Origin of the sequence: Spongiimicrobium salis (genome assembly GCF_043678055.1) — a bacterium.
In the GTDB taxonomy this organism is placed as follows: Bacteria; Bacteroidota; Bacteroidia; order Flavobacteriales; family Flavobacteriaceae; genus Spongiimicrobium; species Spongiimicrobium salis.
On record NZ_JBHEQA010000003.1, the window covers coordinates 426,886 to 445,769 of the forward strand.

An 18,884-nucleotide genomic window follows, 5' to 3' on the forward strand; every position below is an offset into this window, starting at 1 on the left:
TATTATTTATTGGGAAATGGCAGGATGTTCAATCGACAAAACCATTATATATACCTTTTATTTTAAAATTGCACGAATACAATATGACCACCTTTTAATCCATTTTTTCTATAGTTAGTACTCCAACTTAACGAATCAGGCATTCGAAAATCTTAAAAAGAATAGAACTCTAGAAAAAGCTTTTATGGATTCGTTGAACGTATTCGTGTTGAAACATAGATTTAGAACTCAATTCAACTTAAATAGTTTTTATTTACCTGAGTTGCTTTAGTGGAGAAAAAAAATTGTTCAAGAATCTAGGTCAATAGTCTTTTCAATTCGATTTAAAAAATAAAGATGATAACTCTGCTATATATGTTAAAGTATTTTTATAAATTTAACAAACCAGATTGGTTAACCAATTTGGTTTGAATCGACAGATATGAGAATAGAAGTACTTACTAAAAGTGAGAATAATGGTGTTCAAAAAGGAATCATTTCCAAATTGAGAGATTTTATTTTGTATAAAAATCTTGAACCCGGTGATAAGTTGCCATCAGAAAGGATGTTATCGGAAAAATTTGAAGTTAGCAGGAGTAATATTCGTGAAGCCATTCAAAAACTTGAATTTTTTGGAATTTTAAAATCACGGCCTCAAAGTGGAACTTTCATTGCCAATATAGGAAGAGTAGCCATGAGCGGAATGCTCGATGATATTTTGAGATTGGAAGATCCTGATTTTAAATCCTTGGTAGAAACCAGGATTTTATTGGAACTAAAGACGGTGAGATTAGCTTCCTTAAGAAGAACAGAGGAAGATTTAAACAAAATACAGGAAGCTCTCGATGCTTATCGTACAAAAGTACTAAACGGTGAAGATGCTGTTGAGGAAGATTTGTTGTTTCATTTGGCGATAGCAAAGGCAAGTAAGAACGGTACAATGAATACCTTCATGTTGATCATTACTCCTGAGATTATTACAAACTTTGAAAAGTATCATGTTTGTGATGCAAATCTCTCCTTTCAAGGTATTAAAGAACATGAAGCAATCTATGAAGCAATCAAGAATCAAGACCCGCAACAGGCCAAAGCAAAAATGAAGGTTCATTTTAAGGTTTTGTATCAATACTGTTACAATGCGTAGTCTATAAACTGGCAGGTCCAAAGCAGGTATCTATGGTGTACGGTAAACTAGGTTCAAGCGCTTATTGGAGTTCCATGAGGTGGCATTAGAGTTAATACCACATCATCCAGTACAATTGCTGCTCCTTTTCATAAATAAATAAAGTCAACAAAAACAACGGTTTTTCAATTAAGGAAAAATACCATTTTATTAGGCAGATTGGGTAGCCAGAAGATTATGATGCCGATTTTAGGACGACCAAAACTATTCCGATAGGAGGCCAAGGTTTAGCAATTTAAAATAAGCAATAGCAAATTGGAAGGAAAAATTGATGAACTGCTGTAAATACGATTTGGACGAAAATGGGAAATTAAAAGGAATCCCCAATTGTACGGCTTGCAATTCATAGGATAACTACTAGATGGTAATCGCATTTTTATTGGTGATCGATTATTTCTATAAACCGGATTTGAAATCCTAAATTGAGGCACTTTCATTATAGGTGTCGAGAGATTACAATTGATTTTTCCGATATAAAGTCAAGTATTCTTGAAAGAGGGTCAATAAACTGCCTTCTTCAAGAGAATTCGCTTGGGTCATTCTTTCTATAATAGCCTCATCATTTCCATTATTCATTAATACCATTGCATGAAAGAGCATACATCCGGTTAAATAAAACTTGTCTTTTTGCTGAGCTCGATACCGTCTTAATATATCGGCTCTACTCACCAAACCTACATCATACATTTTCACCCAACTGGCATAATCTGCAATACCTTCTTCGATTTCCATAATTGCTTCCGCTGCAGCACAATTATAGGCTTCGTCCAACTGTAAATTCAAGTCCACTATTATGCGATATCGGGTTTTCCGCGTTTTCATAAATTCATCCGCCAATCCAAAGGCTTCTTCCTTTTTATGGTCCAGAAGAGCTTCAATTAGGAGAGACAAGAGATTTTGTTCTGTTTCAATCAACTTTTTTATGGTGCCATTTTGTGCATAACAAATTTGCATTTTTGCCCTATCCGGTTGCATGTCCCATTCTGGCCAATACCCTTTTTTGGTATACCAATACCGGAGCATTACTTCAATATGGAAAGATTCATGTATGGCCAATTGCGTTTTTGTTTTTGCGCCTATCCTAAAAGGGAATTTTGGAAAATCTGTTGGCATATACACCGCCAATTCAACGGCATTGCTTTTCATCCATGCCAAAAATTTAGGGGCATTCTTTGAGGTTTCAAAGAAGGTGGAATCTCTTCTTATAGGGTCTTTGTAATTTAGGTAATAACTATATATAGGGGTCAACATCCTCGGAATATCGGGGGAACATGTAAAGGAAATAGCTTTTCCACTTTTCCAAAGTCCTAAGCAATGGCTTGTGTCGTTTACCCTACCTGCATTGAGAACAAAAGTCCCATCTCCAAGGCTATAGTCTTTCCAAACGGGATGGTCGGATGTTGTTGTTTTTTCTAAAAATGTTACAAATTCTTTTGTCACGGGTCTAGACCATATGGAATCACAGCCGCAATCTGTGATCGCAGTTCTTTTTTCTATTCTATTTTGGTTATGGTTATTCTTGCAAGCCCCTAGGGTCAAACTTATTGCAATACTAAAAACGCAGGCTATTCTTGTCATTTTTCTCCGTTTTGGGATTTAGGTGGTTCTTATTTTTTTGCATAATACCATATAAAAGCAGGGATGCTAGACCATGTATCGTTATGCAATTACTCCTCACGCTTTTTTAGAACTTTTAGAGTCCTCTTAAGCATTTCTTTTGCGAAGGTGTTCTGATGATCATAGTAAAGGGCTTGTTTAAAGGAATCTTTGGCTTCACTAAAGGCATTCTTTTCAAAATACGCATTACCCAAAAGGCTATGGGCATTGGAATCTTCAGGAAACAAATCTAGGTATAGTTCTGCCAACCCATAACTGGCATTATCATAGTTGTTCTGTTTTAAATAGAGGTATAAAAATTCAAAGCTGGTCGCTTTCTTCGCATCGCTATCATCCAATCTCAATAGTTCCTCGAATTGTGTACGCGCTTTTTCCTTATTCCCATCCTGTATGGCAGCAATCATTTTTTTTCCAAATGGACAATCAAATAAAGCGACCGTCGCCGTATTAAATATTCGAGCCGAAATGGTAAAGGTAACCGCTACCTCATCTCCAATACCTATCTGATCCTCCCCCACTTGGAAATCCAAACGGTTAAGTGTAAAACCTCCTTTAAGTGTAATTCTATAGTTTTTCCAAGCATCCAACTTTTCTCCGTGCAATAGTTTCATTGGAATTTCAACAGTTTTACTAGTCCTTCGTACTTTAAGATTCCCTACCATAACCCATTGCCCTTTTTTTTGGATCATTTTTTCACTTGAAAAACGAATTGTGGGGTAGTTCGCAGCATCAAAAAAATCCTTGCCCCTGAGATGCTTATCCCGAATTTCAACACCTGTATTGATGCTATTTGCTTGGATATTAATCGTTGCGGAGGTATTAGCCATATTAGCTTCATCGAGTAAAATGGTTCCATCGATTTTATCAAATTGTCCTTTAATAGGAAGTAAACCACTAAAATTGACGCTAAACCCTATTTTAGAATGCCAACCATCTATGGGGTACGCCTTTGTTTGTGTAAAGGCTAAGGTTGAAAAAAGGATAACAACCATCGTAATCTTGATATTTCTTGTCATGCCGCTTTAATTTTAAACATTAAAAGAAGCATTGTATTCCTTGTGAATCGACTATTCTTATAAGAATACCCTATTTAGTATTCACTTTTGCCCATATTTCTTTTGGTATTCTTTAGGCGTCATCGACGTAAGTCTTTTGAAATAATTGTTGAAAGAGGCTTTGTTGTTAAAACCAACAGCGTAGGCAATATTTAAAAAGTTAGCGGTATTGTCCTTGGCCGTCATTATCTCTTGGGCCTCCCTAATGCGATATTTATTAATGAATTCATTAAAATTGCAATGAAATTGCTCATTGATCACTCTAGACAATTGATGTTTTGGTATGGAAAGGGCATTGGCGACATCGACCAATCGAATATTTGGATTCAGGTACGCTTTTTCAGATTTAATATAATTTGTTAGTCGTTCCTTGTACTCTAGTGATAATTGCCCGTCCAAGGGTGTTTTGGCATATTTTTTTCGGCTTAAAACATATTTTAAATCATCTCGAAATAAATACGGTTTTCTATAAGCACTTATGGCTAGAATATAGATTACTCCTGTAGATGGAAGTATATACAGATAGTCCATCCATCTCTTGTAACTATCCGAATAGAACAATAAATAAAAATATAACACGGAGGATAGCATCACGAAACCAAAAATTAAGCAACAATATTTTACCCATTTCATCCGGGCATGATCAAGTTGCGGTATGGTTCTTTTTTTTAGTTTGCCTTGCTTTATTAAGTCACCCACCCCTAAAAATGCATAGATACTTGCATGTATAAATTGAAGAAAAAACAACACTCCATATACATTTTGAATGGGCGTAATTCCCATATTGGTATTTCTAATTACGGTAAGCATTCCATAGTATTTACCCCTTTCAGGTATCGCCTCGGAAAACAACAAGGGGATGGTAATCGTAAAAATCAAAAAAGGGGCAAAGTGCAGAAGTAGGGATAGAGAAGGTTTAAATGTATCGGATAATATCGACTTAGTGTATACGAACAGTAAAGGGCCAATGGCCAACCAAGATCCATAGCGCGTTCCATAAAAAATTTCAAAACGCAATGGTTCCATAATACTGCGCACAAAAAAGAACTCCATTTGTACCCAAATCAGAAACCACAATATAGCAAACATCAGCTTATTGGAATACCCTAGCCGCTTACTGCTTAAAAAAAAGAACGCTAAAATGAGTCCTTGTAAGCTTCCCGCCAAAATAATAAAAGACCAAAAGTCTATGGAAATTTCAGCCATTATCACTTTTTTTTGAATCGTAAAAAAATTGAGAGGTCATTGGTACCATTAATTTAAGCTTATTTTTTCTTTTGAATATAAAATAGTTCACAGGTCGTAATTTTTAGCGATACCGCATCTTCTCTTAATACATGAATAGTGGTCTCTTTTTGATTCCGTTTTTTCCATTTACGCAAGTTCAAAAAAATAGCATTACCCTGGAATAATCGTCTGGACTTATAAGTATTTCCCTTTAAATTATGAACTAGGGTTATACCGGTTTCTACCCAGTGCACTGGAGCAATACTTGTTTTTACTATTTTTTATCCATTCAAAGCAATAATCAATTCCTTCAATTTTAACTTATTCCTGCTCGAAATGCTGATTTTTGCCCCTCCTTTCATGACCAGGGTTTCTTTTTTTAGAATGGCATCAATATTCCTGATGTTGATCAGATGAAAGCGGTTGGCTCGGAAAAAACCTCTTTTCCCTAGGAGATCTTCATAAAATTTTAGGTTGTTGGAACCCAGTTTGGGTCGGCCTTCCTTAAAGCAAAACTTGGTAAAATTCCCCTCCGAATTGCAGTAGAGCACATCATTAAGGTCAATGGCCAGGAAATCGAGCCCGGTATTCAAGAAGAATTGGGAATCTTGATTTTTGACAAAACTGGACAAATACGCTGACTTCCACTGTTCATTGAAGGTATTCGCTTTTTGCAAAAAGGCATTGATGACCTCATTAAACTTTTCTTTATCAAATGGCTTGGTCAGAAAATAAAAGGCATAGTACTCAATAGCCCGCATTAGATATTCAGAATGTCCGGTTACGAATATTAGATGAAAAGATTTTGTGGAGATTTCGTCGAGAAGGTCAAAGGCATTCTCTTGCCCAAGTTTAATATCCAATAGTACCAGATCTGGCTGTACCGACTTGAATTTCTGAAGTGCGGTATTCTTGTCCATAGCTACATCAGCTAGTAATAAGTGGTCATGCTGGTGTACCAGTTTTTTAAGATATCCAAGCGTTTCCCTATCATCTTCTACGATTAAAGTGCGTATCTTATTGAGGTTAATCACAAACTTTCTATTACATCCCAATGAACAAGTTAAGAATATTTATTTTGCTAATGGTAGTATCCCAAACACTCCATAGTCAGTTTAACGATATTACCCAATTGGACATTGACCTTTTTGCCAAGGATAGTATTTCACACAGAAATCCCAATCACCGGAAAAACTTGAGCTATATGAAGACGATGCTGGACAGTAATCGTAAACTATATGGTAGAGCGGAATACATGACCAAATTGGCCACATCATATTTTGTAAACAATCAATTGGACTCGGCAGTGTTCTATTACAACAGGGCCATAGATCATCACGCCAATTTGAGTTTAAAATACCATTTGGATGATAAAAGTATGAAGGAGGCGCACTATATGTTGAGCAGAATCACCCATAAACGTAAAAATTATGAAAAGGCCCTAAAGCATGGGAACACGGCCCTGTTCTATGAAAAGAAGTACCCAGATATAAAATGGAAACCCTATTTGCTGACCCTAGTAGCAAGATGCAATCATTCCCTAGGAAGTTATAGGAAGGCTTCGGAATTATTCTTGAAAGTAGCGGAGGACAGTGCGTATATGTCCTCTGCCCGAAATAGATCTGCCGTCACCTTACGCTTGGGGATTATTTATTCCAAAAATTATCTCAATGTTACCGATTCTTCCTTGTATTATTTAAAAAAGGAGATAAAATCTGCATTGCGCCCTAAGGGCTTTAGAAATAACCTCCCTTTTGCCTATGCCTACTTGGGCTCCTTTTTTAAAGAACGCAACCGGGATTCCGCAATGGCATATTACAAAAAATCCCTTCAAGAATTTGAACTGAACAGGCACACTTTTGGCGGTCCTTATGAGCCAACAACCAACGAAATATCTATTTTGGTCATCCAAGCCTACGTGAGTCTGCAGGAAGGAAATTATACCGAAACAATACATAGCGCAGAGACCGCAATAGGATTCTTGAATTCCGAGGCACAAAATAGCGATGAGCGAGATATGATTCTAGATGCCTATTCATACCTGCTGGAAGCCTATGAAAAACTAGGGGATTACGAACAGGCCAATAAGCATCTAAGAATAAGAGAAACCATCTTAAAAGATTTCCATAAGAAGGAATTGCAATCCAAAATCGAAAATCTTACGGTAGAATATGAGACCAGGGAAAAGGTAGAAACCATTCAACGGTTGGAAACGGAAAAGTCCAATATGGACCTTGCCTATGCCAAGAAAAGGGCGCAACTTTATTTAAGCATCATAGTAGCGATTGTAGTAGTGCTATTTCTATTTGGTGCTTTCAAATGGAGAAATCTAAAAGGACGGCTACAAAAAGTATCCTTGGAACAGCGATTGCTCCTTTCTCAATTGAATCCCCACTTTATATTTAATGTCCTGCAAAATGTAATATCCATGATTGATAATAGGCCGCAGCAGGCACAAAAATTAACTTCGGCCTTGGGGAAGTTGCTTAGGATGAATCTGGAAAATTCAAGAGAGGACTTTGTGGATATTAGAGATGAAATTAAAGCCCTGAACTATTATATGGAAATTTACCAGCAAACTGTAGTCCCTTTTAGCTTTAAAATAATTTTACCAGAAGATTTGGATTCCGAATCCAACAGAATCCCTCCAATGATGGTACAACCCCTTGTAGAGAATGCCATTAAGCACGGCGTCTCTTCGCTAAAAGAACAAGGGAATATCATTGTGGAATTCAGTAAGGGGGGTAATGGTCATTTGGCTTGCGCTGTTAAAGACAATGGGCCTGGTTTTGCAGGGAACAACAGCAATCATCGATCATTAGGTCTGCAAATCCTATTGGAAAGGGCACAGAAGTATTTTAAGCGCAAATCTCCAGATTTTTTAAGATTTATTGATAAAAAAAATAATAAAGAAGGGTATAATGTAGTCCTACTGCAGTTGCCCATGCTGAACGATTGAGGCTCCTGAAAACCCATCCATTTATCGCTATGGGCAATCGCCGCTTGGCCGATGCCATTTGAAACTCTACTTTTCGCCTTTGATTGAGCCTTAGGTTTACCCGAAAATTGTTGAACGAAAATTTCAGAAACTTTGCGTTAGCCTGTAGCAAAAGCTGAAAATTAGCGTAGCGGAAATTGCTTGTCATCTGATCTCATTAGTAAAAAGAATAAAAAATCGCTCTTATTTGCTTGCCCAAAAAAAGAGCCTAAAGAAAAAATCATTTTTAGGTTGTGAATATAACAGCTCAATACAGGGATGAAGCTATAGCGTGTATCATCCATATTAATTCAAAGTGATAATTTTTAAATATTGACTCATCGCTCTTAAGCATGTTTAACTTTAGTACCAGAATTTACATGCTTCATAAGTTTTTTCTGTATCTCTATGTAAAGTTAGTAACGCAATATTGCAGTATTTGATAACTTAAAGTTCAAATATTAAAATCGAATAAAAGGAAACAAGTTGATTCAACATTGCGCAAACGCGCTGCTTTGAATCTACAACTATCTCCATATTTAAGGAAGTAATATCCCTTCGCAAAAAATGGACACAAACCTTGAGTGTCTTTAAATGATCAAGGGAAATGAATTTAAAAATAGAAATATCATGAAAAAATTAATGAATTTAAATGGTGTAAAAACCTTAGGAAGTACGGCTCAAAAATCTATTAACGGAGGTATTGGTGGACAAGCAAGACGTAGACGCGGCATATGCGGGAGCACACCTTCTATTCTATGTAATGAGGATTTACCCTCTTGTGCGGGAGGTGAAGTAGTGAATGGCAATTGTTATATCTGTGTTTAGTGTAATAAGCCAAAAAAACCATTCATTGTGATGGTAAAGTTCATCTAGAGCCGGGGTTTTAGAACTCTGGCTCAACGAATACTACCCTTTTCATTGGTTCGATATCATAGGGCTGCTACAACTCCACAATTCATATGTTCAAATTCCTATACTACAAACAAGCTTATTAAAAAGATTGTAATCCTAGTTGTCTTAGAAGTACTTCCTTTTAAATTAAGATTATCAAGGTAGATAAGTTCCTATGTGCGGATAGGAGACTATCGGAACAGCCCACGCATATGGAAAGTAGCCAAATTTCTGTCATCACTATATCATAGAAGTCTTGGTAACTCTTTGATTTCAATGTTTTTTTGAATGTAACTGAGATAAAACATTCGAAAACAAAAAAAAATACCATCTTTGCAACACAAATGACACAGATAACGTTACATATCATCCAAAAAGAATGGCTTTGCCTCTTTGATTTTCGCTCAGAATATAGTGAGCGAAACGGACGCTATGTGACTTTATTTAACCATTGAATCTATGTAAATCATACCATAAAACGATAAAGTAAAAGCGTCCTACTACAATAGGGCGCTTTTTTTATGGATTTTTTTTAAAACAGATGAATGAGAAGTAAGAAAATATAAAATTAGATTATTGAAACGGCAAACAATTGGTAGACAGACGATTGTACAAAATGTTCAAAATCCGCAATATGACGGACAGGAATTCCATTATCTATATTTAAACATAACTAATTGATTATCAGTAAATTAAATTTATTTTTTCTTGTGTAGTTTAAAAATCCTTTTCATCTTTGCACCATCACAATTTATAAACCCATGCCAGTGGAATCTTTAAAAAGACATATACAATTATTGGAACTACATCGCTGTTCGCCGAAATGGTTTGAACGGTTTTATAGTGATCAACTGTCCGTTTGTAAACAAAGGAGAAATACGTGTATCATGTGTTGACGTAAAGACAATACACTTATATACGAAGCATCTCCGATAAAGAGATGCTTTTTTTATGCGCATTAAGTTTTGAAAATAGGAAGAGCAAGCCAATGGGCGGTGAAGGTTTAATTCCTTTGCCCTCCGACAAATTGACAAGGTGGCTGAAAGGTTAATGCAATGGTCTGCAAAACCATTTTTTATGAGTTCGAATCTCATCCTTGTCTCTAAACATTATGGAAGTATTGAACAATTGGCTGGCTCGCCTGACTGAAATGAGTACACGAATTCAGCGAAACCGATAAAGGCAATAAAAATGAATGAGTTAAAATCAGGTTCAGAAATGACATGTAGGTTCGAGTCCTACTGCTTCCACAACGCGTCTGTGGTGTAATGGTAGCATCTGGGTCTCCAAAACCTAGGATTGAGGTTCAAATCCTCACGGACGCGCAAAGTACCGTAGCTCAAAGGCTAGAGCGCCCGACTGTCTATCGGGAAGGTACGGGTTCGAGTCCCGTCGGTACTGCAAAACTGGGAAGATAACGTGGGTTATTTACCCGCTTTGGAAGCGGAAAGTCGTCCCGCATAGGCGGGATTTCCCAGACGAATGCTCCATTAGCATAGTGGCCAGTGCATCCGACTTTCTATCGGAAGACAAGGGTTCGATTCCCTTATGGAGTACAGCATGAGGTATAACTCAGTTGGTAGTGTACCGTGCTTTTAACACGGGAGTCTTAGGTTCGAGTCCTAATGCCTCAACAATTTGCAGGGATGGCGAAATGGCAAACGCAGCTGGTTTAGAACCAGTAATCTGAGAGTTCGAATCTCTCTCCCTGTACGAATGCCCCACTAGCCCAACTGGCAGAGGCAAAGGACTTAAAATCCTTAAAGTCCAAGTTCGAATCTTGGGTGGGGTACAAAATAGACCCGTGATGTAACGGTTAGCATACAAGACTTTGATTCTTGTTGTAAAGGTTCAAATCATTTCGGGTTTTCAAATGGTGTCTCTAGCCTGCCGGCAGGCAGGCTTATCTGGCAAAGCGTCCCACTGTGAATGGGAAGAACAGGGTTCGAGTCCCGGAGCACACCCAAAAGGGAACAGTAGCAAAGATGGTCAATGCGGCGGATTGAAGATCCGAAGATACAGGTTCGAGTCCTGTCTGTTCCACATAGGAGTATAGTTCAATTGGATAGAACGCTGGGCTACGAACCCAAAGATGCGAGTTCGAGTCTTGCTACTTCTACTAAAGCAAAAGAAATTTATTACGCCCTGTCATAATTGCGTAGTTCTATTTCAATTTTGTAGAAAATTAAAATATGCCTCTTTAGCTCAAAGGGAAGAGCTGTGGTAAAAGACCTTGATCGTAACCACGGAGTGATTGGAAGATGTTGTTGGCGGCCTGCCCGCCAATGAATAGAATTTGCAGAAGCACCGAAATTGACAGGATTAAAAGTAGGGAAGCGCATTTATAGCCAATCTGTTCGCTAAAGCGAAAGTGTCAGTTCGAATCTGGCAAGAGGTACGAAGTTCTTTGAAATTTGAAACTCTTCAAGGGAGTTTCAACTATAAAATCGTCATCCGTACTAGATGACGGGGCGGCTTATCGTCCTTAGATAAACTTGGTAACGAGGATAAATCCGCTAGCGGGCACAGCAAACGGAGACTGTTTTTATAATACAGTGCAGGTAAGCAAGCAACCAACATAGGTCATAATTTGCAAGGGGCAACCGCTTAAGCATTTTAGGGCGTATAGCCAATACTTTTGGGTAGGCTTGAGATGGTGACATCAATAGGTAAGGTTGTAGCAAGGGGTTACGTATAGGCTATCCAACCTAACGGGGCTCATTGCAGCAGTAGAGGTACCCCATGGGAAACTGTTCGGTAGCTTAAAATGCTGTATGTCGGGAGACATACAAGAAGAAGGTTGGTATTCTGTAGGCAAAATCTATGGAGCCATTCTCGAAGCCCTTCTTCTAGGCCATGGAATATTTAGGTTCGAATCCTAAAAGAGAAACAACTCCTCTTTTGGCTCAATTGGTAGAGCACTGTATTTCCAATACAGCAAAAGACTTCGAGCATTGTAGCAGTTAGTAGTTGCCTAAACCCATTGTGATATATGGGATGGTAAAGGTCGCAAGCCTATATCATGCGGTGAACATTCTAATAGGTCGCCTTAAAAGGGACACCTATGAACGGTGGGGGAGCCAACCCCTGTAATTGCAAAGCGTGATGTAATAGTCACTATGCAGGCCGAGTCTAAGTTGCCGAACAGCTACAGTGATTTATGGCATCGGGCAGGTACGTGATTTCCAAAGCAACGGAAAGCGCGTGGAAAAGTAGGGAAAGTTTTAACTATAATCCTTCGAAAGTTTGCCCATAAGCGTAGGTATTCCCAATACGCTTTTTTATTGTATTACGCTTCAACCACATATAGCTTCATAAAAATAGGGCAGATCGAGAGGAAGCCTAACCTGATGGTATTTCCCATTGCAGCTTAGTTTCTTCCTTTTTCGTTCGGATACAACTCCGTTAAGCAATCGCTTTGCCAATATTGTTTTGAGTCTATATCCATAACAGTCAATTTGCCCGTAAAAGCCGCACCGGTATCCAAATTCCACAGATTTATGCATTCCATGGGTATTGCTTCTCCATAATGTATAGTTGGCGTATGTCCAATATAAATTTCATTATAAAGTTGTAATCTGGTTTCTATTCCCGCCCTTTTTTCTTCTTTAACCTGTTTCAATATTCTGGCGGCTTCCCAAAGCGTTCTATCCCAATAGAAATCGTTTTTATTATATTCTTTTTCTACGCCGTGCATTGAAGTAAAACCTGCATGTACAAAAAGGCGATTTTCAGTATCAATATGGTAATGTTTCAAGGTATTAAAAAAAGTCAAATGACTCTTCTTCGTTACATAAGTCGTTTTAATATAACTTTCTATGGTCCCTTTCCCTCCATGAGCCGACCATATAGGATTGGTCACTCCTTTTTCTAACCAAAGTTTACACCATAAATCATGATTTCCCAAAATAAAAACACAGTTGTGCTTTTCCGATAATTCAATTAAATATTGAATCGTCTGTGCTGATTCACTCCAACCATCAACATAGTCCCCCAAGAAAATGAGGGTGTCACTTGAGCTTATATTCGCCCTGGTCAAAACTTGAATCAACGCTTTTAAGCCTCCATGGATATCGCCTATAACCAATGTGCGTCTCATGCTATTTCATACATTACATCCGTTCTTAAAACGTATTTTACTCCAGAAATTAAGGTTTTACCTTCATGTCTAAGAGGATGATGAAACAATAAGGCATTGCCTAGTTTAGGAATTATTGTGATTCCTTCTTCAAAATACGTTTCCCCTCCTTCATAGCCCTCGTTTAAATACATTAAAAATGAAAAGAAACTACATTCTTTTTCATTCCGTTCGTAACTGCCATCCCTATGCATTTTAAACCGTTGCCCAGGCGCATATCTATAGATTCTGAAGAGTTCATTGACACCTATTGCCCTATACTTTCCAAATTTTTCTGGAACAAAAGGAGCAATTTTAGACCAAATAGATTTGGACAGTAGGTTGTCTTTAAACAGAATACGATCATTATTCCGCACCCCCTTTAAAATGGTCTGTCTCCCATGAATATTTACCTTGGCCTCTTCAAAAGAAACCTGTTCTCCTTTTTCAATAAAGGAGTTGCACTCTTGCCGCGACAAGAAATTTTCTACCAGAAATATCTCCGGGTGCAATACAATCTTTTTCATACATTCATTTTTTAAATTCTATGAATTGAGGAGGTACTGCCTCCGTTAACCAGACACCATTTTCTGATATAAAAAACTGATGACCTGCATAGTACATATCCAAAGCGCGAATACTTAAAATTACGGGCTTTCCTCTTCTAGCGCCCACTTTTGTTGCCGTCTCTCTATCTACACTTAGATGCACATGATGCCTCTTCATTTTCTTCAAACCTTTCTCTTTAATGGGGTTAACAAACTTTATAGGAGTCCCATGGTATAAAAACTGTGGAGGCTCCAAAGGTTTGTAGTCTAAATTTATTGAAATAGAGTGTCCTTGGCTGGCTCTAATCAGCGTTTTGTCTTCATTAAAGGCAAATCGTTTCTTATCATTGTTGGCTACCACAAATTGGAGTTGCTCAAACGTAATTGTCTTACTTTCCCTTTCCATACGTTCTAGCAATACCGCAACATTGGCCCAGCCATTTTCGTCCAATACTAAATCTAGTATCTGTGGTTTATGTCGTAGTACAAGACTGAGAAATTTGCTTGTTTGTTTTATTTTTTTATCTGTCATTTTATACTAATTTTAATTTTTCCGCCACCTGCCTATCATAAGGCATATACGGGCTTTCCAATGGGGTTTGCAATCTTTCCAGACTCTGGTTGGTTACAAACATTCGCTGTTCTCCAACAAAATCGGAAATGTCCTCAATCATCAAGATATCGTCTTTAGCGTAGCTTTCTATTTCCTGGTTCCGTATCCCCAATTGAATAGCTCTTCGCTCTAGTTTTGCTCCATATGGATCATGATCGGGGTCCCATTGTAATCGGATATTTGAATTCTTTACTTGTTCTACCCAAGCTTCTCTTGTTCCATAAATTTCTTCCTGATAGCTAGAATAAACAGCTTTTTTCAAATAACGCTCAAAAGCCTTCCGCTTTAAATGAATAGCCAAAATAACTTCTTGGCCTTCTTTTGTTCCCCAACCATTTCTATACATCATCCATAAAAAGTTAGGTTTGATCCAAGTCATTCTTGTTAAACTAAAATCTCCTCCAAAAAATTGGTTCTCAACGGCAAAGCGTCCAATGCTTGACCTGTAAGACTGATAAACAATTATCTTTTCCTCATCGAACTGTGCCATAATATGGTGCCCATTTTGAGGCCATATTTTTTGCTGCTTTTTATAGTGTTCTAGTTGTAGGTTCATTTTAGCTCGTTTTCCTAATAATTTGATTGATTTTATTATCCTTTGTATATGAAAATTGCTCCCCTAAAAAGGTTTTCGTTACGTAAATACGACCCCGAATATTGGCATTGAACTTTTCCAGTTCATCCGCAGGCACCCATAACTCATTATGAGTTTTGCTTCCCACATTTTGAACTTTGTATTTTTGAATAAATTCAAAGTCTATTTCAAATGCGGTAACAAATCCACAATAACCCGAGAATGCATCAATGGTATTCCATTTCATGGCAATCTCTATAGCGTATTCCTCGTTCATCACTGGATAGAAAATGGGTTGCCACTCCAAACGTGGCGGAAAAGCATTAAAATTGCTTTCGACAATTAGTTGTAATTCTTTCAGACCAACGGGTCGATATAATGTAATCTCCTTCATTTTATACAATTAAATTTGCTTTTTCTTTTGCTATTCCTATTTCAACAATACTACCAGAATTAAAATTTAAAAAGTCAGCTTCGATACCATCACTAAAAATTACCCCTTTCGCAGGCATTTTAGATTCAATTTTTAACTTTCTTCCCCTTTGGATAATTCCATATCCCAAATCTATCTGTGACATTTTACTTAAAAAAGGTTCACGCACTACAAACAACAATTTGTCATCTTCCCAGTTAAGCCCGGTACTAAATTCTTTTTTTTGACTATAAAAATACTGGTTAACATTATTGGTCATATTAAAGACCGAACTGATCCATCCTGTGGAACCGGCCCCTGTAGACACTATAATCCCACTGGAAGATTGATTTTCCCTTTCCCCCTTGAATTCCAAATGGTATCTAGAGGAAACATGGGAAGCCGCACCAATGTAAAAATCGTTAAATGCCAAAAGTTCCTGACCATCGTTTAATTGGGCCTTTGCCATGGTGATTTTTTTTGATTCATAGCTTCCATTCACCCAAGATTTGATTGCCGATAGAAAAGTTCTTGGGTTGTACGGCAACAGAATACCGTCATAACGTTCCTCATCTGGGTTAAGGGCCACAATGGGAAGTCCATTTACGTACTTTGCCGTATTGGCAACAAGTCCATCTTGACCAAGAACCACAATCAAATCTCCCTCCGCGAACATATAGGTAGCCAAAAAGGAACGAAACAATATCTTATACTTGAATAGCCCAGAAATTGCTTTTTCCACTTGGCCAAGGGAATGATAAAATGTATTGTGTTCTTTTTCATAAAACTCAAAATCTTCCCCCGATCTTTCGAGGTAAAACTTAGCTTGAGCTTTTGAATTAAACCGTTCTATAAGCCGCTCAAGCCTTGTTTTATCCCTGATGATTATGACTTTGTCCAATTCCATCCTACTTCGTTTTGGCGCTCATAATAGATTCCAACAATTCTGGTGAAATATTAAGGTTTCCTATTTTATCCGCATTTTCGGCCAATTCCCTAAAGGCAAGTGCAATATGACTTCTGGGATCAATGTCCTTTGAATTAATGGCCATGAGCGTTTTCCAATCCAGTTCCTTGTATGGGCGAAGATTGGCATGCAAAACATATTCTTTGACATCTGCTTCTTTTTTCTCGTTTTCCACCTTTAAGGCAATGAGTTTCTGTTTGCTATCCTCCAAAGAAATGTTGGAAGCCATATCCATTTCCTTCAGCTTTTGCTCATTTTCCTGCTTCACTACTTCAGTTTCCATTTGTTTTTCGGCAATCTGCTTTTGTTTTTCTTCAACGGCAATTTCGGTATTCAATTCAGACTCTTTAATAATGCGCTCTTGTTCAACCGCAAAATTTCTTCGTTCATAGATGGCTTGATCCGCTTCTTTTTGAAGGGACTCCCGCATCTGTGCTTCCAAAGCCCTAGCCATTTCAGGGTTTGGAGTTACTCCCAAAACATTTACACTCAGAATTTCAAGTCCTAACATATGCACGGTTTTAGAATTCTGAACACTGTTCATAATCTGTGTTTCAATCTGTTTTAATTGACGCAATGCTTCTTTTAGGCTCAACTTTTGTAGGACTCCGGCACTGGCTGTTTGCGCCTCATTAATGATACGCTGTTGAATTTTTTCATTGTCATCCTTAATATACTGTCTCTTGCTATTCACGGTAAAGTCAAGAACTTCAGCCAATTGTTTTGGATCTTTCACCTTATAGGTTATCTGTCCTTGGATAGAAACTTCTTGGTAATCTTTTGTAGTTTCCTTAAAGATAAACTGGAAGTCTTTACTCTCCATGGGAATAGAAACTATAGAGGAGTTTGGGGCAAAGTAGAAAAACGATAATCCCCTACCCTCGTTCTTCGTTTTCCCATTTTTAAAATGAATCACGTAATTCATGGAATCGAATTTGATATAGTTTATTCCGAACATAGTATTAAGTTTTAGAAATATTTTGTGTAATTATTACACAATAATAAAACAGAATATTCCTATATCCAAATTATTATGTGTTTTTTTTACACAAAATCTTTTTTTCTTGAAAAATAGATTAGATTTCGAAGATGATTCCTTCTTTTTTCAACTGGAAATAACGCTTCTTATTAAAACGGAAGAGGCTAGCAGGTCTTCCTCTACCTATAGAAACCTTTTCATCCAATTCGTCCAGAACTTTCAAGCTAGTGATCTTCTTTTTAAAATTTCTTCTATCAATTTCCCTATTTAACAGTGTAGTATAAAGTTTCTCCAAATCGGAAAAAGGAAACTTCTTGTCGAGTAATTCAAATCCTATAGGCTCATAGGTGATTTTTCCTTGTAGTCTTTCAATAGCCATGTTCAGTATCTTTTTGTGATCAAAAGCAAGTTTTGGCAATTTCTTGATATTGAACCATTCAGCTTCTTTGGCGTCAGTAGATGCACTAAGTTTGAATGCATTTGGTTTCACCAATCCAAAATAGGCCACGGAGACTACTCTCCCTCTGGGGTCACGATCCAAATTTCCAAAAGTGTATAATTGTTCTAGGTAATTTATGGTTACTCCTGTTTCTTCTGATAACTCTCTTTGAACGGCTTCTTCCAAATTCTCTTTTTCCAATACAAAGCCTCCAGGCAATGCCCATGCATCTTTATACGGTTCATATTTGCGCTTTACCAATAACACGGATATGTTTCCCGATTCATACCCAAATACTACCGCATCTACGGCCAATTGCATCTTGTTCTTCATTTTGTGCTATACTTTAATTCTAAGCTGGTGCAAAGTTCTTCTATATCATCCAATCTTGATAGGCTGTGGTACCAATTTTTTGGAAATGCCTCAAAACCATAAAACACTCCGGCCAATCCACCCGCAATAGCGGCAGTAGTATCTGTGTCATCCCCAAGGTTCACTGCTTTCAGTATGGTTTCCTTGTAGGTATCGGCATGTAGAAAACACCAAATAGATGCCTCTAAACTATGAATGACATAGCCGCTAGATCGAATCTCATTTCTTGTCAAAAGTTGGACATCGTTTTTAATAATTCTGTTGAATACCTCAACTTCTCGATGTGAAATTGCCCTAAGAACAAAGAACCTTGTTATACGTTCCCTAGTTTTCTGATATGCTTTTTGTTTTTCCCTACCTTTAATCAATTCGTCGATCAGCACTAAATAGATAAGACAGGATATTGCCGATCGAATATGACCATGTGTCAACGCAGACACTGTCCAAATACGCTTAAACTCTTCTTCAATAATGCTATCTTTCAATATATAATAGAGTGGAAGAATTCGCATTAGAGAACCGTTGCCATTAGTATATTCATCTGCTTCATACCTCAGGAGTTCCAAACTAGCATCATCGTTGTTATCAAGGATTTCTTGAAGTATATCAATAGATTTACTTGTCTGAATTCCAATGTCAAAAACATTTCCATGGGGAGTCCAAATCATTTCTTCTTTCCATAAAATGAAATTATTGGCAATCCTTTTGAGACTGAACTCTTCCAACAAAGCCTCCGCCAAACAGAAGGTCAGGGAACTATCATCCGACCAAGTTCCAGGAGGTTGCCCATAGGTGCCAAATCCCCTAATATCAGTTACTGGAGCTACATCAAGTGCTTCTCTGGATTTGAATTCAACGGGAACTCCTATCGCATCACCTATCGCAAGTCCTAATATTCCGTCTTTTATGGTTTTCATTTTGTTAGAATAAT

16 protein-coding genes and 11 tRNA genes are annotated in these 18,884 nt (G+C 37.6%); 14 read left to right on the forward strand and 13 right to left on the reverse strand.

From position 1 onward, the window contains the following. Positions 1–421 precede the first annotated feature (421 nt). Positions 422–1,123, forward strand: coding sequence for a FadR/GntR family transcriptional regulator (locus ACEXOE_RS16585; RefSeq protein ID WP_394749960.1), 702 nt, complete (start codon positions 422–424; stop codon positions 1,121–1,123). A 492-nt stretch (positions 1,124–1,615) separates the two neighbouring features. On the opposite strand, the gene ACEXOE_RS16590 is transcribed toward ACEXOE_RS16585, so the two are convergent. From ACEXOE_RS16590 to ACEXOE_RS16605, 4 genes are all read right to left on the reverse strand, one after another. Further along, positions 1,616–2,740 (reverse strand): hypothetical protein, encoded by a 1,125-nt coding sequence (locus ACEXOE_RS16590; protein WP_394749961.1) that lies wholly within the window; start codon positions 2,738–2,740, stop codon positions 1,616–1,618. Positions 2,741–2,829: 89 nt separating this feature from the next. Beyond that, a complete protein-coding gene (locus tag ACEXOE_RS16595) occupies positions 2,830–3,795 on the reverse strand; it encodes a YceI family protein (RefSeq protein WP_394749962.1) in 966 nt (321 codons plus the stop codon). Between the two features lie 81 nt (positions 3,796–3,876). Further along, positions 3,877–5,040 (reverse strand): helix-turn-helix domain-containing protein, encoded by a 1,164-nt coding sequence (locus ACEXOE_RS16600; protein ID WP_394749963.1) that lies wholly within the window; start codon positions 5,038–5,040, stop codon positions 3,877–3,879. A 302-nt stretch (positions 5,041–5,342) separates the two neighbouring features. Beyond that, a complete protein-coding gene (locus ACEXOE_RS16605) occupies positions 5,343–6,095 on the reverse strand; it encodes a LytR/AlgR family response regulator transcription factor (RefSeq protein WP_394749964.1) in 753 nt (250 codons plus the stop codon). Positions 6,096–6,115: 20 nt separating this feature from the next. Here ACEXOE_RS16605 and ACEXOE_RS16610 point away from each other — a divergent pair, with 20 nt between their 5' ends. The 13 genes from ACEXOE_RS16610 to ACEXOE_RS16670 all read left to right on the forward strand — a co-directional run bounded on the left by ACEXOE_RS16610 (position 6,116) and on the right by ACEXOE_RS16670 (position 11,051). Beyond that, a complete protein-coding gene (locus ACEXOE_RS16610) occupies positions 6,116–8,020 on the forward strand; it encodes a tetratricopeptide repeat-containing sensor histidine kinase (RefSeq protein WP_394749965.1) in 1,905 nt (634 codons plus the stop codon). Positions 8,021–8,668: 648 nt separating this feature from the next. Next, positions 8,669–8,866 (forward strand): hypothetical protein, encoded by a 198-nt coding sequence (locus tag ACEXOE_RS16615; RefSeq protein ID WP_394749966.1) that lies wholly within the window; start codon positions 8,669–8,671, stop codon positions 8,864–8,866. Between the two features lie 1,095 nt (positions 8,867–9,961). Then, a tRNA-Cys gene (locus tag ACEXOE_RS16620) sits at positions 9,962–10,034 on the forward strand. 11 nt (positions 10,035–10,045) lie between these two features. Continuing rightward, positions 10,046–10,182, forward strand: a tRNA-OTHER gene (locus ACEXOE_RS16625). 4 nt (positions 10,183–10,186) lie between these two features. Beyond that, a tRNA-Trp gene (locus ACEXOE_RS16630) sits at positions 10,187–10,257 on the forward strand. A 3-nt stretch (positions 10,258–10,260) separates the two neighbouring features. Further along, positions 10,261–10,333: transfer RNA gene (locus tag ACEXOE_RS16635), tRNA-Asp, on the forward strand. An 83-nt stretch (positions 10,334–10,416) separates the two neighbouring features. Further along, positions 10,417–10,488, forward strand: a tRNA-Glu gene (locus ACEXOE_RS16640). A gap of 5 nt (positions 10,489–10,493) precedes the next feature. Beyond that, positions 10,494–10,566: transfer RNA gene (locus ACEXOE_RS16645), tRNA-Lys, on the forward strand. Positions 10,567–10,572: 6 nt separating this feature from the next. Beyond that, a tRNA-Leu gene (locus ACEXOE_RS16650) sits at positions 10,573–10,645 on the forward strand. A 5-nt stretch (positions 10,646–10,650) separates the two neighbouring features. After that, positions 10,651–10,724: transfer RNA gene (locus ACEXOE_RS16655), tRNA-Leu, on the forward strand. A 6-nt stretch (positions 10,725–10,730) separates the two neighbouring features. After that, positions 10,731–10,802 (forward strand) — tRNA-Gln (locus ACEXOE_RS16660). 100 nt (positions 10,803–10,902) lie between these two features. Further along, positions 10,903–10,975: transfer RNA gene (locus ACEXOE_RS16665), tRNA-Phe, on the forward strand. A 3-nt stretch (positions 10,976–10,978) separates the two neighbouring features. Continuing rightward, positions 10,979–11,051, forward strand: a tRNA-Arg gene (locus ACEXOE_RS16670). Positions 11,052–12,302: 1,251 nt separating this feature from the next. On the opposite strand, the gene ACEXOE_RS16675 is transcribed toward ACEXOE_RS16670, so the two are convergent. The 9 genes from ACEXOE_RS16675 to ACEXOE_RS16715 all read right to left on the reverse strand — a co-directional run bounded on the left by ACEXOE_RS16675 (position 12,303) and on the right by ACEXOE_RS16715 (position 18,870). Beyond that, positions 12,303–13,031 (reverse strand): metallophosphoesterase family protein, encoded by a 729-nt coding sequence (locus ACEXOE_RS16675; RefSeq protein WP_394749967.1) that lies wholly within the window; start codon positions 13,029–13,031, stop codon positions 12,303–12,305. Further along, positions 13,028–13,576, reverse strand: a complete 549-nt coding sequence (locus tag ACEXOE_RS16680) for a 2OG-Fe(II) oxygenase (protein ID WP_394749968.1) — start codon at positions 13,574–13,576, stop codon at positions 13,028–13,030. Before ACEXOE_RS16680 ends, ACEXOE_RS16675 begins: the two co-directional genes overlap by 4 nt. A 4-nt stretch (positions 13,577–13,580) precedes the next feature. After that, positions 13,581–14,129: an RNA 2'-phosphotransferase gene (locus ACEXOE_RS16685; RefSeq protein ID WP_394749969.1), complete on the reverse strand. Its 549-nt coding sequence runs from the start codon at positions 14,127–14,129 to the stop codon at positions 13,581–13,583. Between the two features lies 1 nt (position 14,130). Beyond that, positions 14,131–14,766, reverse strand: coding sequence for a DUF4291 domain-containing protein (locus ACEXOE_RS16690; protein ID WP_394749970.1), 636 nt, complete (start codon positions 14,764–14,766; stop codon positions 14,131–14,133). A gap of 1 nt (position 14,767) precedes the next feature. After that, entirely contained in the window at positions 14,768–15,178 is a 411-nt protein-coding gene (locus tag ACEXOE_RS16695) for an ADP-ribosylation/crystallin J1 (protein ID WP_394749971.1), read from the reverse strand. Between the two features lies 1 nt (position 15,179). After that, positions 15,180–16,103, reverse strand: coding sequence for an NAD(+)/NADH kinase (locus tag ACEXOE_RS16700; RefSeq protein WP_394749972.1), 924 nt, complete (start codon positions 16,101–16,103; stop codon positions 15,180–15,182). 1 nt (position 16,104) lies between these two features. Continuing rightward, positions 16,105–17,121, reverse strand: coding sequence for an SPFH domain-containing protein (locus ACEXOE_RS16705; RefSeq protein ID WP_394749973.1), 1,017 nt, complete (start codon positions 17,119–17,121; stop codon positions 16,105–16,107). 118 nt (positions 17,122–17,239) lie between these two features. After that, complete coding sequence (locus ACEXOE_RS16710) at positions 17,240–17,914, reverse strand: NUDIX hydrolase (RefSeq protein WP_394749974.1); 675 nt, start codon at positions 17,912–17,914, stop codon at positions 17,240–17,242. Continuing rightward, positions 17,911–18,870, reverse strand: coding sequence for an ADP-ribosylglycohydrolase family protein (locus ACEXOE_RS16715; protein ID WP_394749975.1), 960 nt, complete (start codon positions 18,868–18,870; stop codon positions 17,911–17,913). Before ACEXOE_RS16715 ends, ACEXOE_RS16710 begins: the two co-directional genes overlap by 4 nt. Positions 18,871–18,884: the final 14 nt, after the last annotated feature.

Bases quoted from the DNA above. Each gene is read 5' to 3' on its own strand.
- ACEXOE_RS16585 (WP_394749960.1), top strand. From the start codon at position 422: ATGAGAATAGAAGTACTTACTAAAAGTGAGAATAATGGTGTTCAAAAA.
- ACEXOE_RS16590 (WP_394749961.1), bottom strand. From the start codon at position 2,740: ATGACAAGAATAGCCTGCGTTTTTAGTATTGCAATAAGTTTGACCCTA.
- ACEXOE_RS16595 (WP_394749962.1), bottom strand. From the start codon at position 3,795: ATGACAAGAAATATCAAGATTACGATGGTTGTTATCCTTTTTTCAACC.
- ACEXOE_RS16600 (WP_394749963.1), bottom strand. From the start codon at position 5,040: ATGGCTGAAATTTCCATAGACTTTTGGTCTTTTATTATTTTGGCGGGA.
- ACEXOE_RS16610 (WP_394749965.1), top strand. From the start codon at position 6,116: ATGAACAAGTTAAGAATATTTATTTTGCTAATGGTAGTATCCCAAACA.
- ACEXOE_RS16615 (WP_394749966.1), top strand. From the start codon at position 8,669: ATGAAAAAATTAATGAATTTAAATGGTGTAAAAACCTTAGGAAGTACG.
- ACEXOE_RS16675 (WP_394749967.1), bottom strand. From the start codon at position 13,031: ATGAGACGCACATTGGTTATAGGCGATATCCATGGAGGCTTAAAAGCG.
- ACEXOE_RS16680 (WP_394749968.1), bottom strand. From the start codon at position 13,576: ATGAAAAAGATTGTATTGCACCCGGAGATATTTCTGGTAGAAAATTTC.
- ACEXOE_RS16685 (WP_394749969.1), bottom strand. From the start codon at position 14,129: ATGACAGATAAAAAAATAAAACAAACAAGCAAATTTCTCAGTCTTGTA.
- ACEXOE_RS16690 (WP_394749970.1), bottom strand. From the start codon at position 14,766: ATGAACCTACAACTAGAACACTATAAAAAGCAGCAAAAAATATGGCCT.
- ACEXOE_RS16695 (WP_394749971.1), bottom strand. From the start codon at position 15,178: ATGAAGGAGATTACATTATATCGACCCGTTGGTCTGAAAGAATTACAA.
- ACEXOE_RS16700 (WP_394749972.1), bottom strand. From the start codon at position 16,103: ATGGAATTGGACAAAGTCATAATCATCAGGGATAAAACAAGGCTTGAG.
- ACEXOE_RS16705 (WP_394749973.1), bottom strand. From the start codon at position 17,121: ATGTTCGGAATAAACTATATCAAATTCGATTCCATGAATTACGTGATT.
- ACEXOE_RS16710 (WP_394749974.1), bottom strand. From the start codon at position 17,914: ATGAAGAACAAGATGCAATTGGCCGTAGATGCGGTAGTATTTGGGTAT.
- ACEXOE_RS16715 (WP_394749975.1), bottom strand. From the start codon at position 18,870: ATGAAAACCATAAAAGACGGAATATTAGGACTTGCGATAGGTGATGCG.